Raw genomic sequence first — 19,465 nt, forward strand, 5'->3', positions numbered from 1 at the left:
TGGGTGAGTGCGGATCAGGCGCTGCGCCGTTGTGACTTCGGCGATGGCAGGTCAGGCAGTTTGGCGCTGTCATGTAAAGCCTGAATAAAGTACTCGTTGCTGGCTTGAGGCTGGTCCATGGCGGCCAGCAAGCGCGCCAGTTCATAATAAGTTTCCCGGCGACGTTTTAGCTTCAGGCTTGCTTCAAAATATTCTTTGGCTTTGCTCCAGCGTTCATTTCTCAAGCTTAGGCGTCCCAGTGCGAGCAACAGGCTTGCGTCGTTAGGACGCTCTTTCAGCCAGTGTTCAGCAGCCAGTAATTGCTCCGCCACATTCGCCCCGGCGATCTGGCCATACAGATCAATCAGGATATCGCTCCAGTGTTGTTTCAATGCTTTGCGCAGAAGCGTTTCCGCCTGACCACCGGCGCCAAGCCGCATCAGCTGTGACGCATAGGCGTAGATGACGTGAGGATTCTTGCGCAGGTTGGCGGGCATGCGGTCCCAAATCGCGTTTAATGGCTCGCTGTTGAACTCGCCTTTGCGCGCTCGCAGCGCTTCGTCGCAGGCTTGGCGCAGCAGGTTGAGCCAGGTTTCCAACTCCAGCTTTTCCACTTCGTCGTCTTTCAGCACTTTGTATTTGCGCAGCTCCGGCAGTATCTCGCTCATCTTCTGCCAGTCGTTCAGGCGGGTGTAAACCTGCTGCAACAACTTCAGTACGAATGGATGATGAGGCGTTTTCTTCCGCAGGTTCAACAAGGTGGACAAGCACTGCTCCAGTTGCCCTCGCGCCAGTTGCAATTGCGCCTGAGTCACGCCGATGGCGACGTCGCCGCCAGGCGTGTTGTCGAACGCTTTCTTTAGAAATAAGTCGCTTTCTTTTTCATTGCCCAGTTCGTTAGCGGCCTGCGCGGAGGCGAGGTAGTTGATCAGAGGCGTGTCGGATTGCTCCGCACTGCCGGACAAAAATTTCTGCGCCTGCTTCCAGTTGCCCTCTGCATAGTGCAGCAATCCGCGAATGGTATTCTGCTGCGCCCGGCTGTATTTACGCTTCTTGCGCCATTGCCGCCAGCCAGCTCTGACTGCAAGAGTGGTCGACAGGGTTCTGAACAAATAGTGCAGGGCGAAGTAAAACCCGATCAATAGGGCGAAAGCGATCCAGACATTGGTCTCCACCAGCCAGTTCAGCCAGGAGACGCGCACATAACCTGCGTCCAATTGCACTAAAAAGCCCAGCGCCACGCCGATGGCGAGGGATATCAGCAGCACCAGCGCATAGAAATTCATGAGGCCAACTCCTTGTGGTCCAGAGTGAGCGCGCCGGTGGCGGGTTTACCGCCACGCTTGTACAAGGACTCCATCAGGTTTTTCAGCATACGCAAGGACGTGGAGATATCCGGTAACTCTGGGTCGATGGGCTCTTTCTTCAGCTGTTGCAGGTTCTCTAACAAGGCTTTGGCGGAGGCGTTGTTGATGACGAAATAATCCGCTACCCACTTCTCCGCTTTTTCCAGACTGTGCACATAAACGTCCTGATTCTTCTCTAGTAGCGAGAGTTCCGCCTGCTCCAGCATCATGCGGAGGTTCTGACGCAGGTAATAAATTTGCTCTGGCGCCAGCAGGGGTTCAACGGGAGCATCCAGGCGACGAATAGAGAAGTACTTCTCCAGTTTGCCCATGGAAGCCAGGGCGCTGTCGTACCAATGGCTTTCGCCACTCGGCGTTGGCGCTTCCTCGGGAACCGGGTTGTCGCTTAGCATGACGGTATCTTTCAGGAACAGGCGCTGATCCAGGTTTTCCACCTGATTGATCAGGGCTTCCAGGCGTAGATAGATGCCTTGACGATCAATGTCCGCAATGGCCTGCAGGCTGACGATTTCTTCCGCCAAAGCCTTGCGTACGGGGTAGGCGGCGACTTCTTTGGTCTCCGCCAGCACTTGATCCGCAGCCTGTAAAATAGCGAGAGAGCCGACGTAGTCTTTCTCCATATGCAGGCGCTGATTGGCGAGACGCAACAGATATTCGGCTTCGGCGAACAGCCAGTCGATACGACCGGTTTCGCCTTTGCTCAATAAATTTCTGGCGGTTTGATCCATCATCTGTTGCAACTGCGCCTGGCTCTCGCGCTGCTTGGCGACAGCGGCGTCCAGTTTGTCCAGGCGATCCTGATAACGCAGCCCGACTTCGTCCGCAAGCTGTTTTCCTGCCTGACTTTGGTCCATGGCGCGGTCGAGTTTGGCTTGCCAGGTCTGCATATACGTCCGAAACCAACCGGCGCCAACGCCCATAACCACTAATAGAACAAGAATCGCCAGCCATAAAGGCCAGGTTTTAGGCGCCTTAGCCGCTACAGGCGGTGTTGCGGGCGGTGGGGGAGATAATGGCGGCGGTGTTGGTTTGGACACAGGCTCTTTGACCCTGTCTTCCGCTTTGATTGATGGTTGCTCAGGCTCTGATGTAGTGGATTCTGATTTAGGCGCTTCCACGTTATCTTTTTCTGCGCTGGCTTCCGGCCGAGACAAAGTAAATGACGCGAACAAGCCTGCGTCGGGCTCGGTTTTTATGGCGCTTTCCTTGGCGCTGGCGGGTTCCATTCCGGGTTCAGGAGAAGTCGAGGGCTCCTGTTCCAGAGCGGGCTTGTCCTGCTCCGGCTGTTCTGGTTTGTTTGGTTTTGATTCTTCCGTCACACTCGTTCCTACCCAGTAATCTAAGTAATCAACGCGCCTGCAGGCAACGGCGTCCCTCTCACACTAGAGAAGGGTTAGCATGCCGTTTTGAGGAGGGCCAGTAAGGCCTCGTCGGATAACTCCGGCGCGATTTTGTAATTCAGACGGTTCTCCTGCGCCAGGGTGGCGACTCTGGCGCTGGGGATGACGAACAGCGTGTCGCCCCAGGCGTAACCGATATTCTGGCCCAGTTGGCAAAGGTGCAGCAGAGTCTCGCCGGATAACGTGACGATGACCTCCGGGCGCCATTGCTTGAGGGCTTCGTTTAATTCATTGGGGTCATACTCCAGCTCTTTACGCTCGTATAACTCTAAGGTGGCCACATGCGCGCCACGCTCCTGCATGGTTTCCGCCAACAATTCGCGTCCGCCGCAGCCCTTCACAATCAATACTCGCATGGGGGGCTCGTCTTCCTTGCGCGCTTGCAAACCTGGATGTTCCAGTAGTTGCTCAGAAGCGCAGCCTTGCTCAGGCGTGTTGACTGTCAGTCCATAGCTGCGTAGCGGCGCGGCGCTGCTCTCGCCGATAGCGAACCAGCGCACGCCCTGTGGCGCTTGCGGCCAGTAAGCGTCTATCAATTCCAGCAATAGACGCGACGCATGTTTACTCACGCAGATCACATGAGTATAGCGATCCAGATCGAGGATGCAGTCTTTTATGGCTTGTGTTTCGGGTAGCGGCTCAATGGCGATGGCCGGCAACACCCGAACTTCCGCGCTGCTTTGCTCCAACAGCGCGCGTAAGGAATCGTTTTCTCCCTGAGGGCGGGTCAACAGTACTCTGAGGCCGCTCAGCTCCTGACTAAGAGTGGTTTCCATACACGGCTTCCAGAATTTTTCCTGCTCCTTGTTGCAATAGACGCTCGGCCAGCTCCGTGCCGAGGGTTTCCGCTGCGGCGACAGGCCCTGTCACTTCGTCACGGAGTACTTGCACCCCGTCCGGGCTGCCTACTAAGCCGCGTAATCTCATTTGGTCGCCGGTAATTTCCGCATAGCCGGCAATGGGAACCTGGCACCCCCCTTGCAGACGGTGGTTCATCGCCCTTTCCGCCGACACCCGCGCGGTGGTTTCCGCATCCTGCAATGGTGCGATAAGCGCCATGGCTTCGGGATCGTCAAGACGGCATTCAATGCCAAGCGCGCCCTGGCCGACAGCGGGTAAACTGACTTCCGGCGTCAGCTCTTCACGAATGCGATCGGCGAAGCCCAATCGCTTCAGCCCAGATGCTGCAAGGATGATGGCGTCAAAGTCGCCGGCGTCGAGCTTGGCCAGACGCGTATTGACGTTGCCGCGCAGAGAAACGATTTTCAGATCGGGTCGCCGCTCGGAAAGCTGGCACTGGCGGCGCAGGCTGGAGGTGCCCACGACGGCTCCCTCAGGCAATTCATCCAGGCTGGCGTACTGATTACTGACAAACGCGTCGGTCGGAGTTTCACGCTCCAGGATCGCCCCCAGGCCTAGACCGGGTGGGAACTCCATGGGAACGTCTTTCATGGAGTGGACGGCGATATCGGCGCGACCCTCCAGCATGGCTGTCTCCAGCTCCTTGACGAAGAGCCCTTTACCGCCGACCTTGGCGAGCGGCGTATCCAGAATAATGTCGCCTTTGGTGGTTAGTCCGAGCAATTCGACGGTCAATCCGGGGTGTAACGCCTCAAGGCGTTGTTTGACGTGCTCCGCTTGCCATAGCGCGAGCGCGCTTTGACGTGTGGCGATCACAAGGTGCTGTTTCGGCATAGTTTAAAATTGCGCTAATTGTGTCGTATTCGGCGAAAAAGTCGGTTGAATTTACACGTAAATCCAACCGCAGGCGCTAGCATACTCATTTTCCCGCCGCTTGTCTTTGCCGGAGGTCGATCAGGTCGGCTGCGCCAGGAATTGTTTGACCTCGGTCACCAGTCGCCGACTGACGGGAAGCGCGTCTCTCACGCCCCGCAGGCGCACTTCATAATGGCCGTCGTGGCGGCGTTGCAGTATTTCTATGTAGTGGCGGTTAATCAGCGTATTGCGATGGATGCGCAGAAAATGAGGATTCAGGGCTTGCTCCAGCTCTTTTAGCGGCTGGTCGCTGAGCGTTTCTCCCTGTGTATGAAATACCGTCACGTACTTGTGTTCCGCTTGCAAATAGAGGATGTCGCTGATTTTAATACGCTCTATGCCGCGGCTGCTGCGGCACACCACCGCCGGCTCCTCGTCCTGCCCGTTAATCTCTTGCTTCAGGTTTTGCAATTGAGCGCGATTCACTTGCGTGGCGTTTTGCAGGGCGCGCATCAGATCCTCACGGCGGATGGGCTTGAGCAGATAGTCCTGCGCGCGCACCCGGAACGCCTGGATGGCGTATTCGTCATAGGCTGTGGTGAAGATCACTGCGGGAGGTTGAGGGTGTTGCGCCAACTCAGCCGCCACTTCCAAACCGTCCTTGCCTGGCATGCGGATATCAAGCAGGACAATATCCGGGGTGTGGAGACAGATGCGCTCCAGGGCTTCATCCCCCCCGGCGGCTTCCGCGCAGACCTCATAATGAGTGTCCAGCAGTAATCGCTTCAGGCGCTCTCTGGCCAGGGGCTCGTCGTCGACGATGATCACTTTCGTCATATCGCATTCATGGGTTCAAGGAGTTGCATGTTATAGCCGCTCAGCCTTTTTTATGTAAAGGCGCGCGCATGGTGGCGGTAAAGCGGCCGTCCATCTGACTGGTTTTCAGCACCGCCTGATCGCCGAAAAACGCCTGTAGACGGCTACGGATGTTTTGCATGGCGATGCGGTTGCCTTTGTGGCCCTGGCTTGGATCTCCGTTATGCACAGGGTTGCTTATCAAGACATACAGCCAGGACCCTTGTTCGTAGGCGGTGATGGTGATGAGTCCGCCTTCCGCTGATGGCTGCACGCCATGATAAACCGCGTTTTCCACTAACGGCTGGATGCTCAATGGCGGCACTCGGGCGGCGTCGGATAAATTGCGCATGTCCCATTTTACTGTCAATCGCTCGCCAAGACGGAGCTGTTCAATGCGCAGGTAGCGTTCGCAAAGAGCCAGTTCTTCTTTTAACGGCGCCAGGGACGAGGACTCTTTCAGAGCGGCCCGGAACAATTCAGCTAAATCCAGCACCGCCTCTTCCGCCTCGTTGGGATTGATCGGTATCAGCCCGGCGATGGAGTTCATGCTGTTGAACAGAAAGTGCGGGCGTATCCGCGCCTGCAACGCCTGCACCCGGGACTCCAGCTCTGATTTCTGCTGCAGGTGCCAGAGGTGCTGGAGATAGAAATAACGCAGGATAATCCCGGTTAGGATCGCGCTGATAGCCACCGCCTGCACGACAAACCAAAAGCCCGATCCAGGCTCTTCCAGTGCGCCTTTGCGGAACAGGGCGTTAGCGAGTATGGCGTAGATGAGAGTAATGGCCGGGGCTATCAGGTAAGCGACCAGGGCTTGCCGGGACATGCTCCAGCTTGCGCCGAGTATGCGCAGACGACACAGAATCAACGCGCTGGTCAGCACCACCCACAACATGAATAACGAGGTGAGCGCGAAATAGTCCCAGTCGAAATGACCGGGGCCGGCGTAGATAAGCGTAAACAACAGCGCGCAAAGCCCCGTGGCGATTACCATCAAGAGGACCGCTTGAACGTTGCAAAGCTCTGGTAGAAACACCCCTGGCGGGTGGGAAGACTTGGGGGACTGCTCCATTTTCGTGCCGTCAAAGCTGGTTGGCGAATACAAACGCCCCGACCCGTCGCCTTGCATGTCTACAGAGCGCGGGAAACTGTTATAATCGCGGGCCTTTACCTATCATGCCACAGGTTGGGCATGGGTTCCGTGCGCTTCGAATCATTTCCAAGTATGAGGCAACTTGACCATCATGACAAAGCAGGACACTACCGATAAGCTCTGGGGCGGCCGCTTCACAGAAGCCACCGACGCCTTCGTAGAACGTTTCACGGCCTCCGTGGATTTCGACAGGCGCATGTATCATCACGACATCCGCGGCTCTATCGCTCACGCCACCATGCTGGCCAAAGTCGGGGTGCTGACTGAAGAAGAACGCGATCAGATCATCAACGGCTTGCGTGAAATTGAAGCGGAAATCGAAGCCGGCGCATTTGAATGGTCGGTCAAACTGGAAGACGTGCACATGAACATCGAAGCGCGCCTGACCCAGAAAATCGGCATTACCGGTAAAAAACTGCATACCGGTCGTTCGCGTAATGACCAGGTGGCGACGGATATTCGGCTGTATTTGCGCGATGAAGTTGATGTTATCGCCGCTGACCTTCTGCGTTTGATCGCAGCCCTGGCGGATCTGGCGGAGCGTGAAGCGGACGCCATCATGCCCGGGTTCACTCACTTGCAGACGGCGCAGCCGGTAACCTTTGGTCACCACATGCTGGCCTGGGCGGAGATGCTGAAGCGCGACTTCAGTCGTTTGCTGGACTGCCGGGAGCGTTTCAACGTCTCGCCGCTGGGCGCAGCTGCGCTGGCGGGCGCCACTTATCCTATCGATCGTCAGTACACCAGTGAACTGCTGGGCTTCAACGGACCGGCGGAGAACTCTCTGGATGCGGTCAGTGACCGGGATTTCGCCATTGAGTTCTGCAGTTTCGCCAGCTTGCTGATGATGCACCTGTCTCGTTTCTCTGAAGAGCTGGTGCTGTGGACTTCCGCTCAATTCAACTTCATCAATCTGCCTGATCGCTTCTGCACAGGCTCTTCCATCATGCCGCAGAAGAAAAACCCGGACGTGCCTGAACTGATTCGCGGCAAGAGCGGCCGTGTAAGCGGGCACCTCATCAGCCTGCTTATGTTGATGAAAAGCCAACCGCTGGCATACAACAAAGACAATCAGGAAGACAAAGAACCGTTGTTTGACGCCATCGACACGGTTAAAGGCTGCCTGAAAGCCTATGGCGACATGATGCCGGCGGTATCGGTCAATCGTGACTCTATGGCGGAATCGGCGCGTCGCGGTTTCTCCACCGCGACGGATCTGGCGGATTATCTTGTGCGTAAAGGTTTGCCCTTCCGCGATGCTCATGAAGTTGTCGGCAAGGCGGTGGCGCTGGGCGTTTCCAGCGGCAGAGACCTGAGCGAAATGAGTCTGGAGGAGCTACGCGAGTTCAGCACGGATATTGATGCGGATGTGTTCGAGGTACTGACGTTAGAAGGCTCCGTCAACGCCCGTAATCACATTGGCGGTACGGCGCCGGAACAGGTGCGCGCCGCTGTGGTCCGTACTCGGGAATGGCTCAAACGCAACACTGAGATGTAAATCTCCCGCGTTTAATCGCGGTTTCGCCCGGGTGGTTTAACCGACCCGGGCCTTTACATTCCTTTGCCTAATAAATACCGAGCGTCGCAAACGCAACGCGCCGCCCCCGCTATACTCTATGCATGAGTTACCGGCGCAGCCTAAATCCCGACTACACCGAAGGCGTGGACCGCAAAGTCCTGAAAACGCTTTGTCAGCGTTTCATCACTTTGGTGGAGCATCGTTTACAACGCACCCGCCTGGCGCTGACGCCAAGGCAGCAGGTTGTGTTGGAACTATTGCCGCTGCTTTTTCATGTCAATCACCCCTTGTTGCCGGGCTACGTTTCCCGCACCACCCCTCATCGACTGGTTAACTATGAACCGGATAAGAACGTTGTCGCGCAGGCGCAGCGTCTCAGCCGTTCCTTCAACTATCGGGAGCCGGCGCGCCACCATGGGGATATCACCAGCCTCTATTTAATGGGCAGCACCGGCTCGATTGCTCATTCCGGGGGCAGCGATTTTGATGTCTGGCTCTGCCATCGTTCTGATCTGGACGCAACGGCGTTAATGGAGCTGCAACGCAAAGCGGACCTGGTGTGCCAATGGGCGATGGAGATGGGCTCTGAGATGCACATTTTCCTGATGGACGCAGAGGCCTTTCGCAGCGGTCGTCATGAGGCCGCCGCGGACTCTGAAGATTGCGGCACCGCCCAGCATTATTTGCTGTTAGATGAATTTTACCGCACCGGCATCTGGTTGGGCGGCGCTTATCCTTTATGGTGGCTGATTCCACCAGATCAGGAGGCGAATTACGCCGATTTGGCGGAGATGTTATTAGAGAAACGTTTCATCAAGCCCAAGGATTACATCGACTTTGGCGGCTGCGCCCGGATTCCTCCTAACGAGTTTGTCGGCGCCGGCATGTGGCAGCTCTATAAAGGCATCGACTCTCCATATAAGTCGGTACTCAAACTGATGTTGGTGGAATCCTACGCAAAAGATGAGGACACGCTGCCCAACCTGAGTCTGGCGTACAAACAGGCCATCTTCGCGGATACGCTTGACCCCAATGAGCTGGACCCTTACGTCATGGTCTACCGGCGTCTGGAGCAATCATTGCAATCCCAGCGTGAGCAAGGGCGTCTGGATCTGGTGCGGCGCAGCTTTTATCTGAAAATCGGCGAGCGCCTGTCAGTCTTCGTTCCAGAAAGAGAAAAGTCCTGGCGTCGTAAAGTCATGGAAAAGCTGACTCATGAATGGGAATGGTCAGAACGGGAGTTGCGATATCTGGACGGCCGCAGCGCATGGAAAGTGGATCAGGTGATTCAGGAAAAACGCGCAGTGGTCAATGAACTCACCGGCTGCTACCGGTTCTTGTCTTCCTATGCGCGGGAGAAGGGGTTGGCGGCGGCGATCAGCGCCCGCGATATTAACCTGCTGGGTCGCAAACTCTATGCTGCTTTCCAGCGCAAGGCCGGCAAAGTCGAGATGATCAACCCCGGCATTGCTCCGAATCTGTCGGAGGATAATCTGGCGTTTCATCATCTCAGCAGCCAGGCCATCGGCGCCGCAGGTAACGGTTGGCTGTTGTATCGGAATTTGTCCAACCCCATGGACGCGGCATTCAATCCCGCGGTCAAACGTTCAAACAGTCTCATTGAATTGCTGGTTTGGGCGTATTGCAATGGCCTGTTGGACCGCAGCACCAGCGTTAGTCTAGCGTCAGGAGAGAGTCACGCCAGCCAGTATGAGTTGCAACAGATCATCTCCAGTCTGCGCTCGCTGATAAGCCTGCCGCTGCCGGCGGTGACGCAACAGGATTACCGCGCTAAAGCCAGGCTGCGCGCAACCCTGGTCTATGTGAACGTGGGCGTTGACCCCATGGCGGATCTAAGTCGCCGCGGCTTGCACAAGCTCAGCAACCGCAACGATGCGCTGGGCTACGCCTCAGAACGAGCCAACCTGGTGGTGACGCTGGATCAAGTCATCATCAATAGCTGGAATGAAGTGATGGTGCAGCGTTATGAGTCTGGCGACACCCTGGTGCAGTGCCTGAAAAATTATCTTGCCGCGCTGGCGGAGAGTGAGCAGTTTGGCGAAGGACTGCCGCAACTGTCCGTGCTCTGTTATTGCCCAACCCGGGCGGGAGCGATTGCACAGCGGGTCAGTCAGCTGTTTCAGCAAGTGGTGGCCTGTTATTTCAGCGCCAAAGAGCGTGCGCGCAGCCGCTATATTCTGCAGATGGAAGACCGCTATTTCGTGCTGCAATTTGTCGATGATCAGCCCCGATTCACGGCGTTGGACGACTATGTCGGACTGTGTGAATTTCTGGCGCAGCCGCAAAAGCATTACAGTTCGATTGTCGTAGATGACTACGCATTGAGCGAAGATGTGCTACGCGCCGTATTCGTCCGCATGCGCCCGCATGCCGTGCAAGTGTTCTATCTGAATCAGGGGCGCATTACCGATATTTATGTGATTGACGAGAAAGGCTCTTTGCTGGTGTATCGGGAGACGGGGAGCGACCTCAATGTGCTGCTGGGGTCTTTGAAGCAGTTTTTGCTGGGGGTGCAGGAACGTAAACAGATGCATGACTCCCTGGCGGATGACGGCGCTGAATTCCATGAAGTGGAGTTCTATCAACTCCAGCCGGGGAAACCGGAATATCGGACTGAAAAACGGGATATCAGTCTGCATAAAGGCTTTGGCGACTATGTGGAGATACAGGCGATCGGGGCTTACGAGAATGGCCGCGAACTGGATTTCAATCTCTACTGTGAGCATAAGGAGTTCACGGTGCTGGAGCATGGCGGCCGGGTAGCGGCGGCGCTGGCGCATTATTTAAGTAGCCGCTTCCGTAACAGCGCCGCCTTGCCCGGCTACATCATCGATCTCAGCTTGCCACACGATCTGGAGCGTGAGGAATACCAGAGCCATCTACAGACCACTCAATACCTGCAATATAAAGTGGTGCTTGAGCGTGAGATCCGTGCGGCCCGCACCGGCGGCGGCGCGGTGTCATTGCCGAATATGAATCCCGCCGCAGCCAGATAAGCGCCGCCAACAAGATTTTCCACCGCGTCGTTTACTTTCCTCGCAACGCTGTCGCCCGGCGGCGGTTCTATTGTGTTCAGGACTGTTTCTATTGTGTTACTGCGCCGTTATACTGGCGGAATTTGATTAATTCCGGGATGGGTTATGCGCGCAATCGGCGTGATCTTGTTGGTATACGCTTCTACTTGGTTAATGTCCTGTGGTCAGAAAGGTCCTTTGCAACTACCTGATCAGCAGACATGGCGGAGCGGGGACGTCCGCATTGAGTTGAAAGCGCCGTCGGGGTTTTGACCTCGGCCAGGATCAGGTCCGGCCCCTGAGTCGTCAGGGGCCAGAGCGACACCCGTTCCGCAGCTTGAGTTGACCTATGGACCACTTTGAATATCGCAATCATCAGCTCTTCGCTGAAGACCTTTCCGTTCAGGAAATCGCCGAGCATTACGGCACGCCTTGCTATATCTACTCCCGGGCCACGCTGGAAAGGCATCTGAAAGCCTATCAGACTGCGATGGACGGCTATCCCCATATGATTTGCTACGCCGTCAAAGCAAACTCCAATCTTGCGGTTTTGAATGTGCTGGCGCGATTAGGCGCGGGTTTCGACATCGTTTCCGTGGGAGAAATGGAGCGGGTGTTGGCGGCGGGCGGCAAACCGGAGCGGATCGTCTTCTCCGGCGTTGGCAAGCTGGAGCATGAAATGCGTCGCGCGCTGGAAGTCGGCGTGCATTGCTTCAATGTGGAGTCCGCGCCTGAGCTGGAAAGATTGCAGCAGGTCGCCGCGGATATGGGCAAAAAAGCGCCAATTTCCATTCGCGTCAATCCGGATGTGGACCCGCAAACGCATCCCTACATCTCCACCGGACTTAAAGAAAACAAGTTTGGCGTCAGCATTGATGAAGCGCTGGAGCTGTATCGTTCCGCCGCCTTGTCGCCGCACTTGGACGTTATCGGTATTGACTGCCATATTGGCTCGCAACTGACTCAGATCAGCCCGTTCCTGGATGCGCTGGAGCGCGTGCTGAATATCATCGAGACATTGCGTAACGAAGGCATTCGCCTCAAGCATCTGGACTTGGGCGGCGGCCTGGGCGTTACCTACAACCAGGAAACGCCTCCGCATCCCAACGAGTATGCCCGCGCCGTCATGGAGCGCCTGAAGGGAAGCGGCCTGACGCTGGTGCTGGAGCCGGGGCGCTCCATCGCCGCCAACGCTGGCCTGATGGTCACCCGCGTGGAGTACCTGAAGCATAATGGCCACAAAGATTTCGCTATCGTCGATGCGGCGATGAACGACCTGATCCGCCCGTCTCTGTATGGAGCCTGGCAGAATATCGTGCCTGTACGGCAGCACAGCGAAGGTAAAGAAGCGCGTTATGATATTGTCGGCCCGGTATGCGAAACCGGCGATTTTATTGGCAAAGAGCGTCTCTTAAACCTGAAGCCAGGAGACCTGCTGGCGGTGCGTTCCGCAGGGGCTTATGGTTTCGTGATGAGTTCCAACTACAACTCTCGCGGTCGCGCCGCAGAAGTGATGGTGGATGGCGACAAGCACTACCTCGTGCGTCGTCGCGAAACTATCGAGGAGTTGTTCGCGGGAGAGTGCGCGCTGCCGGAGAGCGCTTCGGTAAAACCTGCATAAAAGTGAGCTGAAATGTTAATAAAGTTCACCAAAATGCATGGTTTGGGCAACGACTTTATGGTTGTCGATCTGATTTCCCAGCATGCGCACTTCCGGCCGGAGCAAGTGCGTAGACTGGCCGATCGCAACTTTGGCATAGGCTTCGATCAGTTGCTGATCGTTGAGCCGCCAGGGCGCCCCGATGTAGATTTCAGATACCGTATTTTCAATGCCGACGGCTCTGAAGTGGAGCAATGCGGCAATGGCGCGCGTTGTTTTGCGCGCTTTGTTAAAGAAAACCGTCTGACCAACAAGAAAAACATCCGTGTGGAGACCAAAAAGGGTGTTATCGAGCTGGTCGTCAACAAGGATGGCCTGGTGACAGTGGACATGGGCGCGCCCAGACTGACTCCGTCTGATATTCCTTTTATCGCTGATTCGCAAGAGGCGATTTACCCGATTGAAGTCAACGGCGTGATGTATGAGATTAGCGCGGTTTCCATGGGCAATCCGCACGGCGTGCTGGTGGTGGACGACGTTAATAAAGCCCCGGTGCATAAACTGGGCAAGGCGCTGGAAACTCATCCGTGCTTTCCAGAGCGCGCCAATATTGGATTTTTGCAGGTGGTTCACCGTCGTTTTGCTAAGCTTAGAGTGTTCGAGAGAGGCGCTGGTGAAACGCTGGCCTGCGGTACTGGCGCCTGTGCGGCGGTAGTGGCGGGCAGACTGCGCGGTCTGCTGGATCGCAAGGTGGAAATCAAGCTGCCAGGCGGCAACCTCAAGATAAGCTGGGAAGGCGAGGGCCATTCGGTCATGATGACCGGGCCGGCGGTGCGCGTTTTTGATGGCCAGGTAAGGATATAGCTCGGCAGGGACACTGACAGGAAAAAATAGACGGACTATTAATACAAACGTCAGGCATACAACCGGAACTCGCTAGCCCTGATGGGCGCTAAACAGAGTTCCGGCAGTGGAGTGGTGAATGAATAATCAGGCAAAGCGCAGTGACGAAAATCCGGCGCTGACAGCAGAAGCTGTGGTGGCTTACTTGCGTGAGCACCCCAACTTTTTTGTTGAGCATGAAGAACTGCTCAATGAAATAAGGCTGCCGCACCGGTCCGGCGCGGCGATTTCCCTGGTTGAGCGACAAATCAGCCTGTTTCGGGAACAACGCGATCATTACGAGCGGCAACTGTACGATTTGATTGATACGGCGCGTCAGAACGACCGCTTCTTTGAAAAGAGCAAGCGTTTGCTGATGAACTTGCTGGAAGCGCGCTCTCTGGACGAAGTGGTGATTGTGCTGGAAGACAGCTTCACTGGCGACTTTCAGGTGGACTTCTGTAGCTTGGTGCTGTTCGCCGAGCATAAAGATTTCCCGATCAGCAATGTTTCCACCGCTTCGCTGACGGAATGCTCTGATGCGTTGGGCGAAGAGCTGCTTAACAGCGTCAAGGCGGTTTGCGGTAATCTGGAGCCCAAGCAGCTGCAGGTTTTATTTCCTCACAATCACGCTGACATTGCGTCCTGCGCAGTTATTCCTCTTAGATACGGCGATTTGCTGGGAATGCTGAGTATTGGCAGTCGCAATGAGCGTTATTTCAATACCAGCATGGGGTCGCTGTTCCTGTCATACATCAGTGAGTCTCTTAGCCGTATGCTACCGCCTTTATTGGCGAAAGAGGGGCGGGGAGACGAACATTTCCCGGATTAGTCACTGGTTGCGAGTCTTACGGTCGGAGAGCCTTCAATGAGCTTGTCCACACAAGTAGAGGCGTTTATTGCATATCTGCATAGCGAGCGCCGCTATTCCGTGCATACCGTCAGCAACTACAATCGAGATCTACGACGCGTCGTCGCGTATTGTGAAGCCAGTGGCGTCGCTACCTGGAAAGACCTGCATACGCCACAGCTACGTCAGGCTCTCAGCGAGTTTCATCGATGTGGGCTCGGCAGCCGCTCCTTACACCGTTTGCTGTCTACAGTCAGACGTTTTTACGAATACCTCTTGCGAGAGCGAGTCGTATACGAAAATCCCGCTAATGGCGTACACGCTCCGAAAATGACCAAACGCTTGCCGGCGACCATGGACGTCGACCAGGCAAAGCAGTTGTTGGATTCGCCAGTAGATGACGAAGAACTGGAAATACGCGATCAGGCGATCGCCGAATTATTCTATACATCCGGCATGCGCCTGAGCGAGTTGGCGGGGCTGGACTTGACGCATCTAGACTTGAGCGAGGGTTTGGCCAGAGTGCTGGGTAAAGGCGGCAAAGAGCGTCTGGTCCCAGTTGGCGGTCAGGCCCGCAAGGCGCTGCAGGATTGGCTGCAGACGCGTGCGTCGTTAGCGGGAGCGGGAGAGCCGGCGGTCTTCGTCAGTCTGCGAGGGACCCGTTTGTCCCGCCGCAGCATACAAGCCCGGCTGCGCCAATGGGCGCAAAAGAAAGGCTTCAGCGGTCGCTTATACCCCCACTTATTTCGCCACTCTTGCGCCAGCCATCTATTGGAGTCCAGTGGCGACCTGCGAGCCGTACAGGAATTGCTCGGGCACGCCGATATCTCTACCACACAGATCTATACCCATCTGAACTTCCAGCATCTGGCGGAAGTCTACGACAAAGCCCACCCTCGCGCTCGCAAGCGTAAGACGGATTAGCCGTCACGCACACCCTGCTAAAACGTACTTGAATCTCTGGGTATATCTGCCTCTCTCTGTTTGCGTTCAATGTTTTAGAAACCGCCTATACTCATAATGAACCGGGTACGCATTGATGACTGTCTGCCCGACGCCGGCTTTACTTTACGTTCAGTGTCCAGGCTTTTAATGAACACTGAATGCATTGCTAACATCCTGAAAAATAAATCCTTTCTTCATGGCTTCTGAAAACGATCGTTGGAAAAAAAAGTATTTCGACAAGCTGGATGAGTTCGAGCAGTTAGAGTCCGGGCTTAAAGAGCGTATTCATGTACTTGAGCGTATTGTTGTCCGCGTCAGTCTGGCGGCGGAAGGCGTGGACAAAGATCTGGACCGGGAACTGGAAGCGCTGCGCAATATTCTGAGAAGAGAAAACGGAAGCTCCCGTGAGTTGAATCAGCAGTTGGAAACCATAGAGAAACGTGTACTGGCGCTCGATCAGCACAAGCAGGCGATCTCCAGCGGTGTGTTGGAGGCCATGGGAGAATTAATCGAGCAGCTGTTGCAGCAGAATGTTTCGCGAGAGGCGCGCAAGCAGCTAAAGAAATATGGCAAACAACTCAGGGACCGAGTGGAGGATCTACGACATTATCCGCAGTTATTGAAGGAGTTTTCGCAGCTGCAAGCGGCGGCGCTACAGGAGCTTCTTACGGAGTCAGATGGGCGTAAGGATAAGAAAGAAGGCTTTTTAAGCCGGTTATTCGCCAATCGTGAAGGTGGCGGAGAGAGTATTGCTCAAGAAGAGCTGGCGGAGGATATCGAGGCTCCGCCACAGCAATCTCCCCCTCAGGACCCAGAAGAGAGTCGCTATGCGCTGGAAGTGGGGCAGGACGCGGCGACGACGAATTTAGGCGGGGAAAATTTCGAACCTGGCTTTTCTGCAATCGCCGATCATGTGTGCACGTCTTTGAATCATCTGATTGATCAATTGGTGTTGCCGCCAAACATGCTGGGGGATTCTGAGAAACTAAAGAACAAGATCAGCGCGGGCCTGAACTGGTATGAGCTGGCGCCAACCCTGGACGATGTGGCTGCGCTGGCGATTGCAGCGGTCGGGCGGGGGCAACGGGAGTTTGAGAGTTTCCTGAAGGCGCTGGATGAACGCTTGGCCAGTATTCAGAACTTTCTTCAGGGAAGTCAGGCTAATGTTCAGGAGTCGCGAGACAATAATGCGGAGTTGGAAAAAAGCGTGCGGGAGCAAGTGACTTCTCTGCAGGAGAACGTGCGGGGAGCGACAGACATAGACTCGCTGAAATGCTCTGTGCAGCACAACCTGGATACTCTGATATCTTCCATCGATCGCTTTATGCACAAAGAGGCGGATCGAGAGGCGCGTCTCAGCGAGGAAGTGGAATTGCTGCACCATCGCCTGCGGGAATTGGAGAGCGAGTCCGGCGAAGTACGCGAGCGTTTGGAGATAGAGCGCGCCAGGGCGCTTACAGACGCCCTTACAGCGCTTCCGAACAGGGAAGCCTATGAGAATCGCGTGCGCGATGAGTTTGAGCGCTGGCGGCGCTATGGTAATCCTCTGACGCTGGTGGTGGCGGACATCGACCGCTTCAAAGAGGTGAATGACAAGTTCGGACATCTGGCGGGAGATAAAGTTATTCAACTGATAGGCAAGGAGATTTCACGGCGAATACGCAAAACGGACTTTATCGCTCGTTATGGCGGCGAGGAGTTTGTCGTCTTGTTGCCGGAGACGCCAGCCAGTATCGCCGCGGAAGTGATGGATAAGACCCGTGAGATGATCTCCCGGCTACCCTTTCATTTTCGTAATGAAAAAGTTCGCATCACCATGTCCTTTGGCGTCTGTGAGTTTTGCGGCGACGCAACGGTCCAGGGGGTATTTGAGAAAGCGGATCAGGCGCTTTACAAAGCCAAGCGTGGCGGCCGTAATCAGGTGCAGATTGCGGGTGTGTGAAGCGTAAGCATTTTGCCTTTTGCAATAGCCGGTTAGTTATAGGTGTTAGTTTTTTGTGCGTACTCCGTCACGGTTCTGCTAATGGGCTAGTCCTTTCGGGTTAGGTTAAACGGGATGAATCATCCTTCGGGCTTATTGTTTGGGTCGTAAACTTATGTAACATTTTGTGATTAGCTAAGTGGATAGTTAGCATTAATCTAATGTTGCTTATAGGGTTTCCCCATGTCACGCGAGTCCTCCAAACATCAAGACGCAGGTCTGTTTAAAAGACTCTTGTCAAAGCTTGGATTAGCGAGTGGCCGTTCTGGCGGCCGGGATGGAGCCCAAATCAATTATGAACTCAATTGGGAAATGAGCGCCATGGAGGCGTTGCGGGTGAGTACGCTCGGCTACGCCTCACCAGCAGCCACAAGTAAACTGGTTTCTTCGCAAAGCGAGACATTGAAACCGGCCGCTCATTCCGATATGCCGACGTCGCAGCCGGCAATGTCGCCAGCCAAACAAGCCGTGAGGCCCGATGCGCAGTCTGTCATGGTGGTGGATGCTTCAGACAACCTGCATGCGACGCTCGACAAATTATTCGAACACATGGGCGTGCGGTTAGTTTCCGCACGCAGCGGCGCTGAAGCGCAGCGCCTTATAAATACGATCAAGCCCGCTTTGATTTTGGTGGACGCCGCCCTCCCAGATATGGAATGGGCGCGCTTGGCGACATGGATTCGCCGTAATGAACAGCTTACTGAATCCCCCATCGTGTTGATGGCGGAAGACGATAGGGAGTTAGAGCACGTGTCTCATCCCTGGCTGGAGATCAACGACTTTCTGCTCAAGCCGTTCAACTTATATGGCTTGCAGGATATGTTAAGTAAATACTGTCGGCTTTCGGCGAATGTCGCTAAACCGGCGGTGCGCGGCGTACTGGGGTTGGTAGTCGATGACGATGAGCAGCGTTTGGTGTTAAGACGCTTTCTTAGTCGCAAAGGCTATCATGTACCAGTAAGTTGCTCGCCGGACGCCAGGGAGTGCTGTCTGTTATTAAATGGCTCCAAGGAAGTAACCAGTTGGCTCGTACAGATACAGGATGAGGATAAATGTATCGAGGTCGTTAGCGAATTCGACTCACTCTATGATGCGCCAGTGCTAGTGGGACTGGAAATGGCGCCCGACAGTTCTCAGACTGGCAAGGAGCGTGGGAACTGGGAGTCGAGACTACTGGACAAGTTGTCCAGAGTGGCGGCCAAGGATGAACTTGATGCCGCTTAAGACATCGAACAGGTCAAAAAAACGATAGATTAATTATTAGTCACAAACAGGAGTTTGCTATAGTTTAGGTATGTGTCCGATACGCATAGGCAATACTCGCATAAGCAAGCATACTGCTGTTTGTCTGAACCCTTAATTCAACGCCAAGTAACCATGAACAACAGATTCGTAATTACTGATGACCACGGCATTTTTCGCAGTGGTTTAAAACTGATCATTAGTGGTCTGTATCCTGATGCAGAAATCCTGGAAGCCGCCTCGGGATCGGAAGTGTTTCGGTTGCTGAACGCCAACACTGACGTGGATTTGGTGTTGCTGGATCTCAGCATGCCGGATAGCCAGGGGCTTGAGTTGTTACGCAAACTCAAGCAAGAGTTTGTCATGACCCCTTTCGCTGTTATTTCCGCCAGTGAGGAAGCGGCTTTGATTCAGGGCGCAATTCAATTAGGCGCGCTGGGTTATGTTCCAAAGTCCTCATCGAATGCGGTTATCGCCAGCGCAATTCAGCTGATGCTTTCCGGCGGCGTTTATATTCCGCACGAATTGCTGCGCACCGGACACGATGAAGGCATGCCCACAGGCGACATCTGTTTGACCCCGCGTCAACATGAAGTTTTGGGTCTGTTGGCGGAAGGGATGTCCAATAAGCAAATCGGCACTAAGCTAAGCATTGCGCCAGGCACAATCAAGGCGCACATCGCTGCTATTTTCAGAGAACTGAATGCCGCTAACCGCACCCAGGCGGTTCATCGCGCCAGAGAATTGAAGTTACTCTAATAAAGTCTCTGCGTCATACGCTTCCCGTAGCTTTTGCATTCTCGCAGAGCTGCGGGTAGCTCCTGTTTATACTTTTCTTCCTCCCAATCCATAATCGTCTCCCACAGCCACAGCCACAGCCACAGCCACAGCCACAGCCACAGCCACAGCCACAATTTAACTCAGTGGGCTTGCCCGTT

The 19,465-nt window shown here is 55.0% G+C and carries 16 protein-coding genes; 10 read left to right on the top strand and 6 right to left on the bottom strand.

The window, feature by feature from the left end; translation table 11 throughout:
* Positions 1–14 precede the first annotated feature (14 nt).
* The 6 genes from EUZ85_RS03895 to EUZ85_RS03920 form a co-directional block, all read right to left on the bottom strand.
* Positions 15–1,265 (bottom strand): heme biosynthesis HemY N-terminal domain-containing protein, encoded by a 1,251-nt coding sequence (locus tag EUZ85_RS03895; RefSeq protein ID WP_127968009.1) that lies wholly within the window; start codon positions 1,263–1,265, stop codon positions 15–17.
* Complete coding sequence (locus tag EUZ85_RS03900) at positions 1,262–2,665, bottom strand: uroporphyrinogen-III C-methyltransferase (RefSeq protein ID WP_127968010.1); 1,404 nt, start codon at positions 2,663–2,665, stop codon at positions 1,262–1,264. Before EUZ85_RS03900 ends, EUZ85_RS03895 begins: the two co-directional genes overlap by 4 nt.
* Before the next feature lie 74 nt (positions 2,666–2,739).
* Entirely contained in the window at positions 2,740–3,522 is a 783-nt protein-coding gene (locus EUZ85_RS03905; RefSeq protein ID WP_127968011.1) for a uroporphyrinogen-III synthase, read from the bottom strand.
* The gene (hemC, locus tag EUZ85_RS03910; protein WP_127968012.1) at positions 3,506–4,441 is read right to left on the bottom strand and encodes a hydroxymethylbilane synthase; all 936 of its coding nucleotides are present in this window, start codon (positions 4,439–4,441) and stop codon (positions 3,506–3,508) included. Before hemC ends, EUZ85_RS03905 begins: the two co-directional genes overlap by 17 nt.
* Positions 4,442–4,561: 120 nt before the next feature.
* Entirely contained in the window at positions 4,562–5,299 is a 738-nt protein-coding gene (locus EUZ85_RS03915; RefSeq protein ID WP_127968013.1) for a LytTR family DNA-binding domain-containing protein, read from the bottom strand.
* Positions 5,300–5,339: 40 nt separating this feature from the next.
* A complete protein-coding gene (locus tag EUZ85_RS03920) occupies positions 5,340–6,314 on the bottom strand; it encodes a sensor histidine kinase (protein WP_241566947.1) in 975 nt (324 codons plus the stop codon).
* A 250-nt stretch (positions 6,315–6,564) separates the two neighbouring features.
* Between EUZ85_RS03920 and argH the strand changes: the two genes are divergently transcribed.
* The 10 genes from argH (at position 6,565) to EUZ85_RS03965 (ending at position 19,286) form a co-directional block, all read left to right on the top strand.
* Positions 6,565–7,971 (top strand): argininosuccinate lyase, encoded by a 1,407-nt coding sequence (gene argH / locus EUZ85_RS03925; protein ID WP_127968015.1) that lies wholly within the window; start codon positions 6,565–6,567, stop codon positions 7,969–7,971.
* A gap of 122 nt (positions 7,972–8,093) precedes the next feature.
* Positions 8,094–11,009: a class I adenylate cyclase gene (locus tag EUZ85_RS03930; RefSeq protein ID WP_127968016.1), complete on the top strand. Its 2,916-nt coding sequence runs from the start codon at positions 8,094–8,096 to the stop codon at positions 11,007–11,009.
* Between the two features lie 144 nt (positions 11,010–11,153).
* Positions 11,154–11,300, top strand: coding sequence for a lipoprotein (locus EUZ85_RS31970; protein ID WP_370454906.1), 147 nt, complete (start codon positions 11,154–11,156; stop codon positions 11,298–11,300).
* Between the two features lie 76 nt (positions 11,301–11,376).
* Positions 11,377–12,648 carry a diaminopimelate decarboxylase gene (lysA, locus tag EUZ85_RS03935; RefSeq protein ID WP_127968017.1) on the top strand — a complete coding sequence of 424 codons (1,272 nt, stop codon included), beginning with the start codon at positions 11,377–11,379 and terminating at the stop codon, positions 12,646–12,648.
* A gap of 12 nt (positions 12,649–12,660) precedes the next feature.
* Positions 12,661–13,491 (top strand): diaminopimelate epimerase, encoded by an 831-nt coding sequence (gene dapF / locus EUZ85_RS03940; protein WP_127968018.1) that lies wholly within the window; start codon positions 12,661–12,663, stop codon positions 13,489–13,491.
* A 118-nt stretch (positions 13,492–13,609) separates the two neighbouring features.
* Positions 13,610–14,341: a DUF484 family protein gene (locus EUZ85_RS03945; RefSeq protein WP_127968019.1), complete on the top strand. Its 732-nt coding sequence runs from the start codon at positions 13,610–13,612 to the stop codon at positions 14,339–14,341.
* A 42-nt stretch (positions 14,342–14,383) separates the two neighbouring features.
* Entirely contained in the window at positions 14,384–15,283 is a 900-nt protein-coding gene (xerC, locus tag EUZ85_RS03950) for a tyrosine recombinase XerC (protein WP_206618112.1), read from the top strand.
* Positions 15,284–15,500: 217 nt separating this feature from the next.
* Positions 15,501–17,246, top strand: coding sequence for a GGDEF domain-containing protein (locus EUZ85_RS03955; protein WP_127968021.1), 1,746 nt, complete (start codon positions 15,501–15,503; stop codon positions 17,244–17,246).
* Positions 17,247–17,468: 222 nt separating this feature from the next.
* On the top strand, positions 17,469–18,509 hold the full coding sequence (locus tag EUZ85_RS03960) for a PleD family two-component system response regulator (protein WP_127968022.1): 1,041 nt from the start codon (positions 17,469–17,471) through the stop codon (positions 18,507–18,509).
* Positions 18,510–18,662: 153 nt separating this feature from the next.
* Complete coding sequence (locus EUZ85_RS03965) at positions 18,663–19,286, top strand: response regulator transcription factor (RefSeq protein ID WP_011394293.1); 624 nt, start codon at positions 18,663–18,665, stop codon at positions 19,284–19,286.
* Positions 19,287–19,465 lie beyond the last annotated feature (179 nt).

Source organism: Hahella sp. KA22 (assembly GCF_004135205.1).
Classification (GTDB): Bacteria; Pseudomonadota; Gammaproteobacteria; order Pseudomonadales; family Oleiphilaceae; genus Hahella.

What these genes read in the sequence shown, in the direction of transcription:
- EUZ85_RS03965 (WP_011394293.1), top strand. Translation starts at nt 18,663, where the DNA reads ATGAACAACAGATTCGTAATTACTGATGACCACGGCATTTTTCGCAGT.
- EUZ85_RS03945 (WP_127968019.1), top strand. Translation starts at nt 13,610, where the DNA reads ATGAATAATCAGGCAAAGCGCAGTGACGAAAATCCGGCGCTGACAGCA.
- dapF (WP_127968018.1), top strand. Translation starts at nt 12,661, where the DNA reads ATGTTAATAAAGTTCACCAAAATGCATGGTTTGGGCAACGACTTTATG.
- lysA (WP_127968017.1), top strand. Translation starts at nt 11,377, where the DNA reads ATGGACCACTTTGAATATCGCAATCATCAGCTCTTCGCTGAAGACCTT.
- hemC (WP_127968012.1), bottom strand. Translation starts at nt 4,441, where the DNA reads ATGCCGAAACAGCACCTTGTGATCGCCACACGTCAAAGCGCGCTCGCG.
- EUZ85_RS03915 (WP_127968013.1), bottom strand. Translation starts at nt 5,299, where the DNA reads ATGACGAAAGTGATCATCGTCGACGACGAGCCCCTGGCCAGAGAGCGC.
- EUZ85_RS03960 (WP_127968022.1), top strand. Translation starts at nt 17,469, where the DNA reads ATGTCACGCGAGTCCTCCAAACATCAAGACGCAGGTCTGTTTAAAAGA.
- EUZ85_RS03905 (WP_127968011.1), bottom strand. Translation starts at nt 3,522, where the DNA reads ATGGAAACCACTCTTAGTCAGGAGCTGAGCGGCCTCAGAGTACTGTTG.
- EUZ85_RS03920 (WP_241566947.1), bottom strand. Translation starts at nt 6,314, where the DNA reads ATGGTAATCGCCACGGGGCTTTGCGCGCTGTTGTTTACGCTTATCTAC.
- EUZ85_RS31970 (WP_370454906.1), top strand. Translation starts at nt 11,154, where the DNA reads ATGCGCGCAATCGGCGTGATCTTGTTGGTATACGCTTCTACTTGGTTA.
- argH (WP_127968015.1), top strand. Translation starts at nt 6,565, where the DNA reads ATGACAAAGCAGGACACTACCGATAAGCTCTGGGGCGGCCGCTTCACA.
- EUZ85_RS03955 (WP_127968021.1), top strand. Translation starts at nt 15,501, where the DNA reads ATGGCTTCTGAAAACGATCGTTGGAAAAAAAAGTATTTCGACAAGCTG.
- EUZ85_RS03930 (WP_127968016.1), top strand. Translation starts at nt 8,094, where the DNA reads ATGAGTTACCGGCGCAGCCTAAATCCCGACTACACCGAAGGCGTGGAC.
- EUZ85_RS03895 (WP_127968009.1), bottom strand. Translation starts at nt 1,265, where the DNA reads ATGAATTTCTATGCGCTGGTGCTGCTGATATCCCTCGCCATCGGCGTG.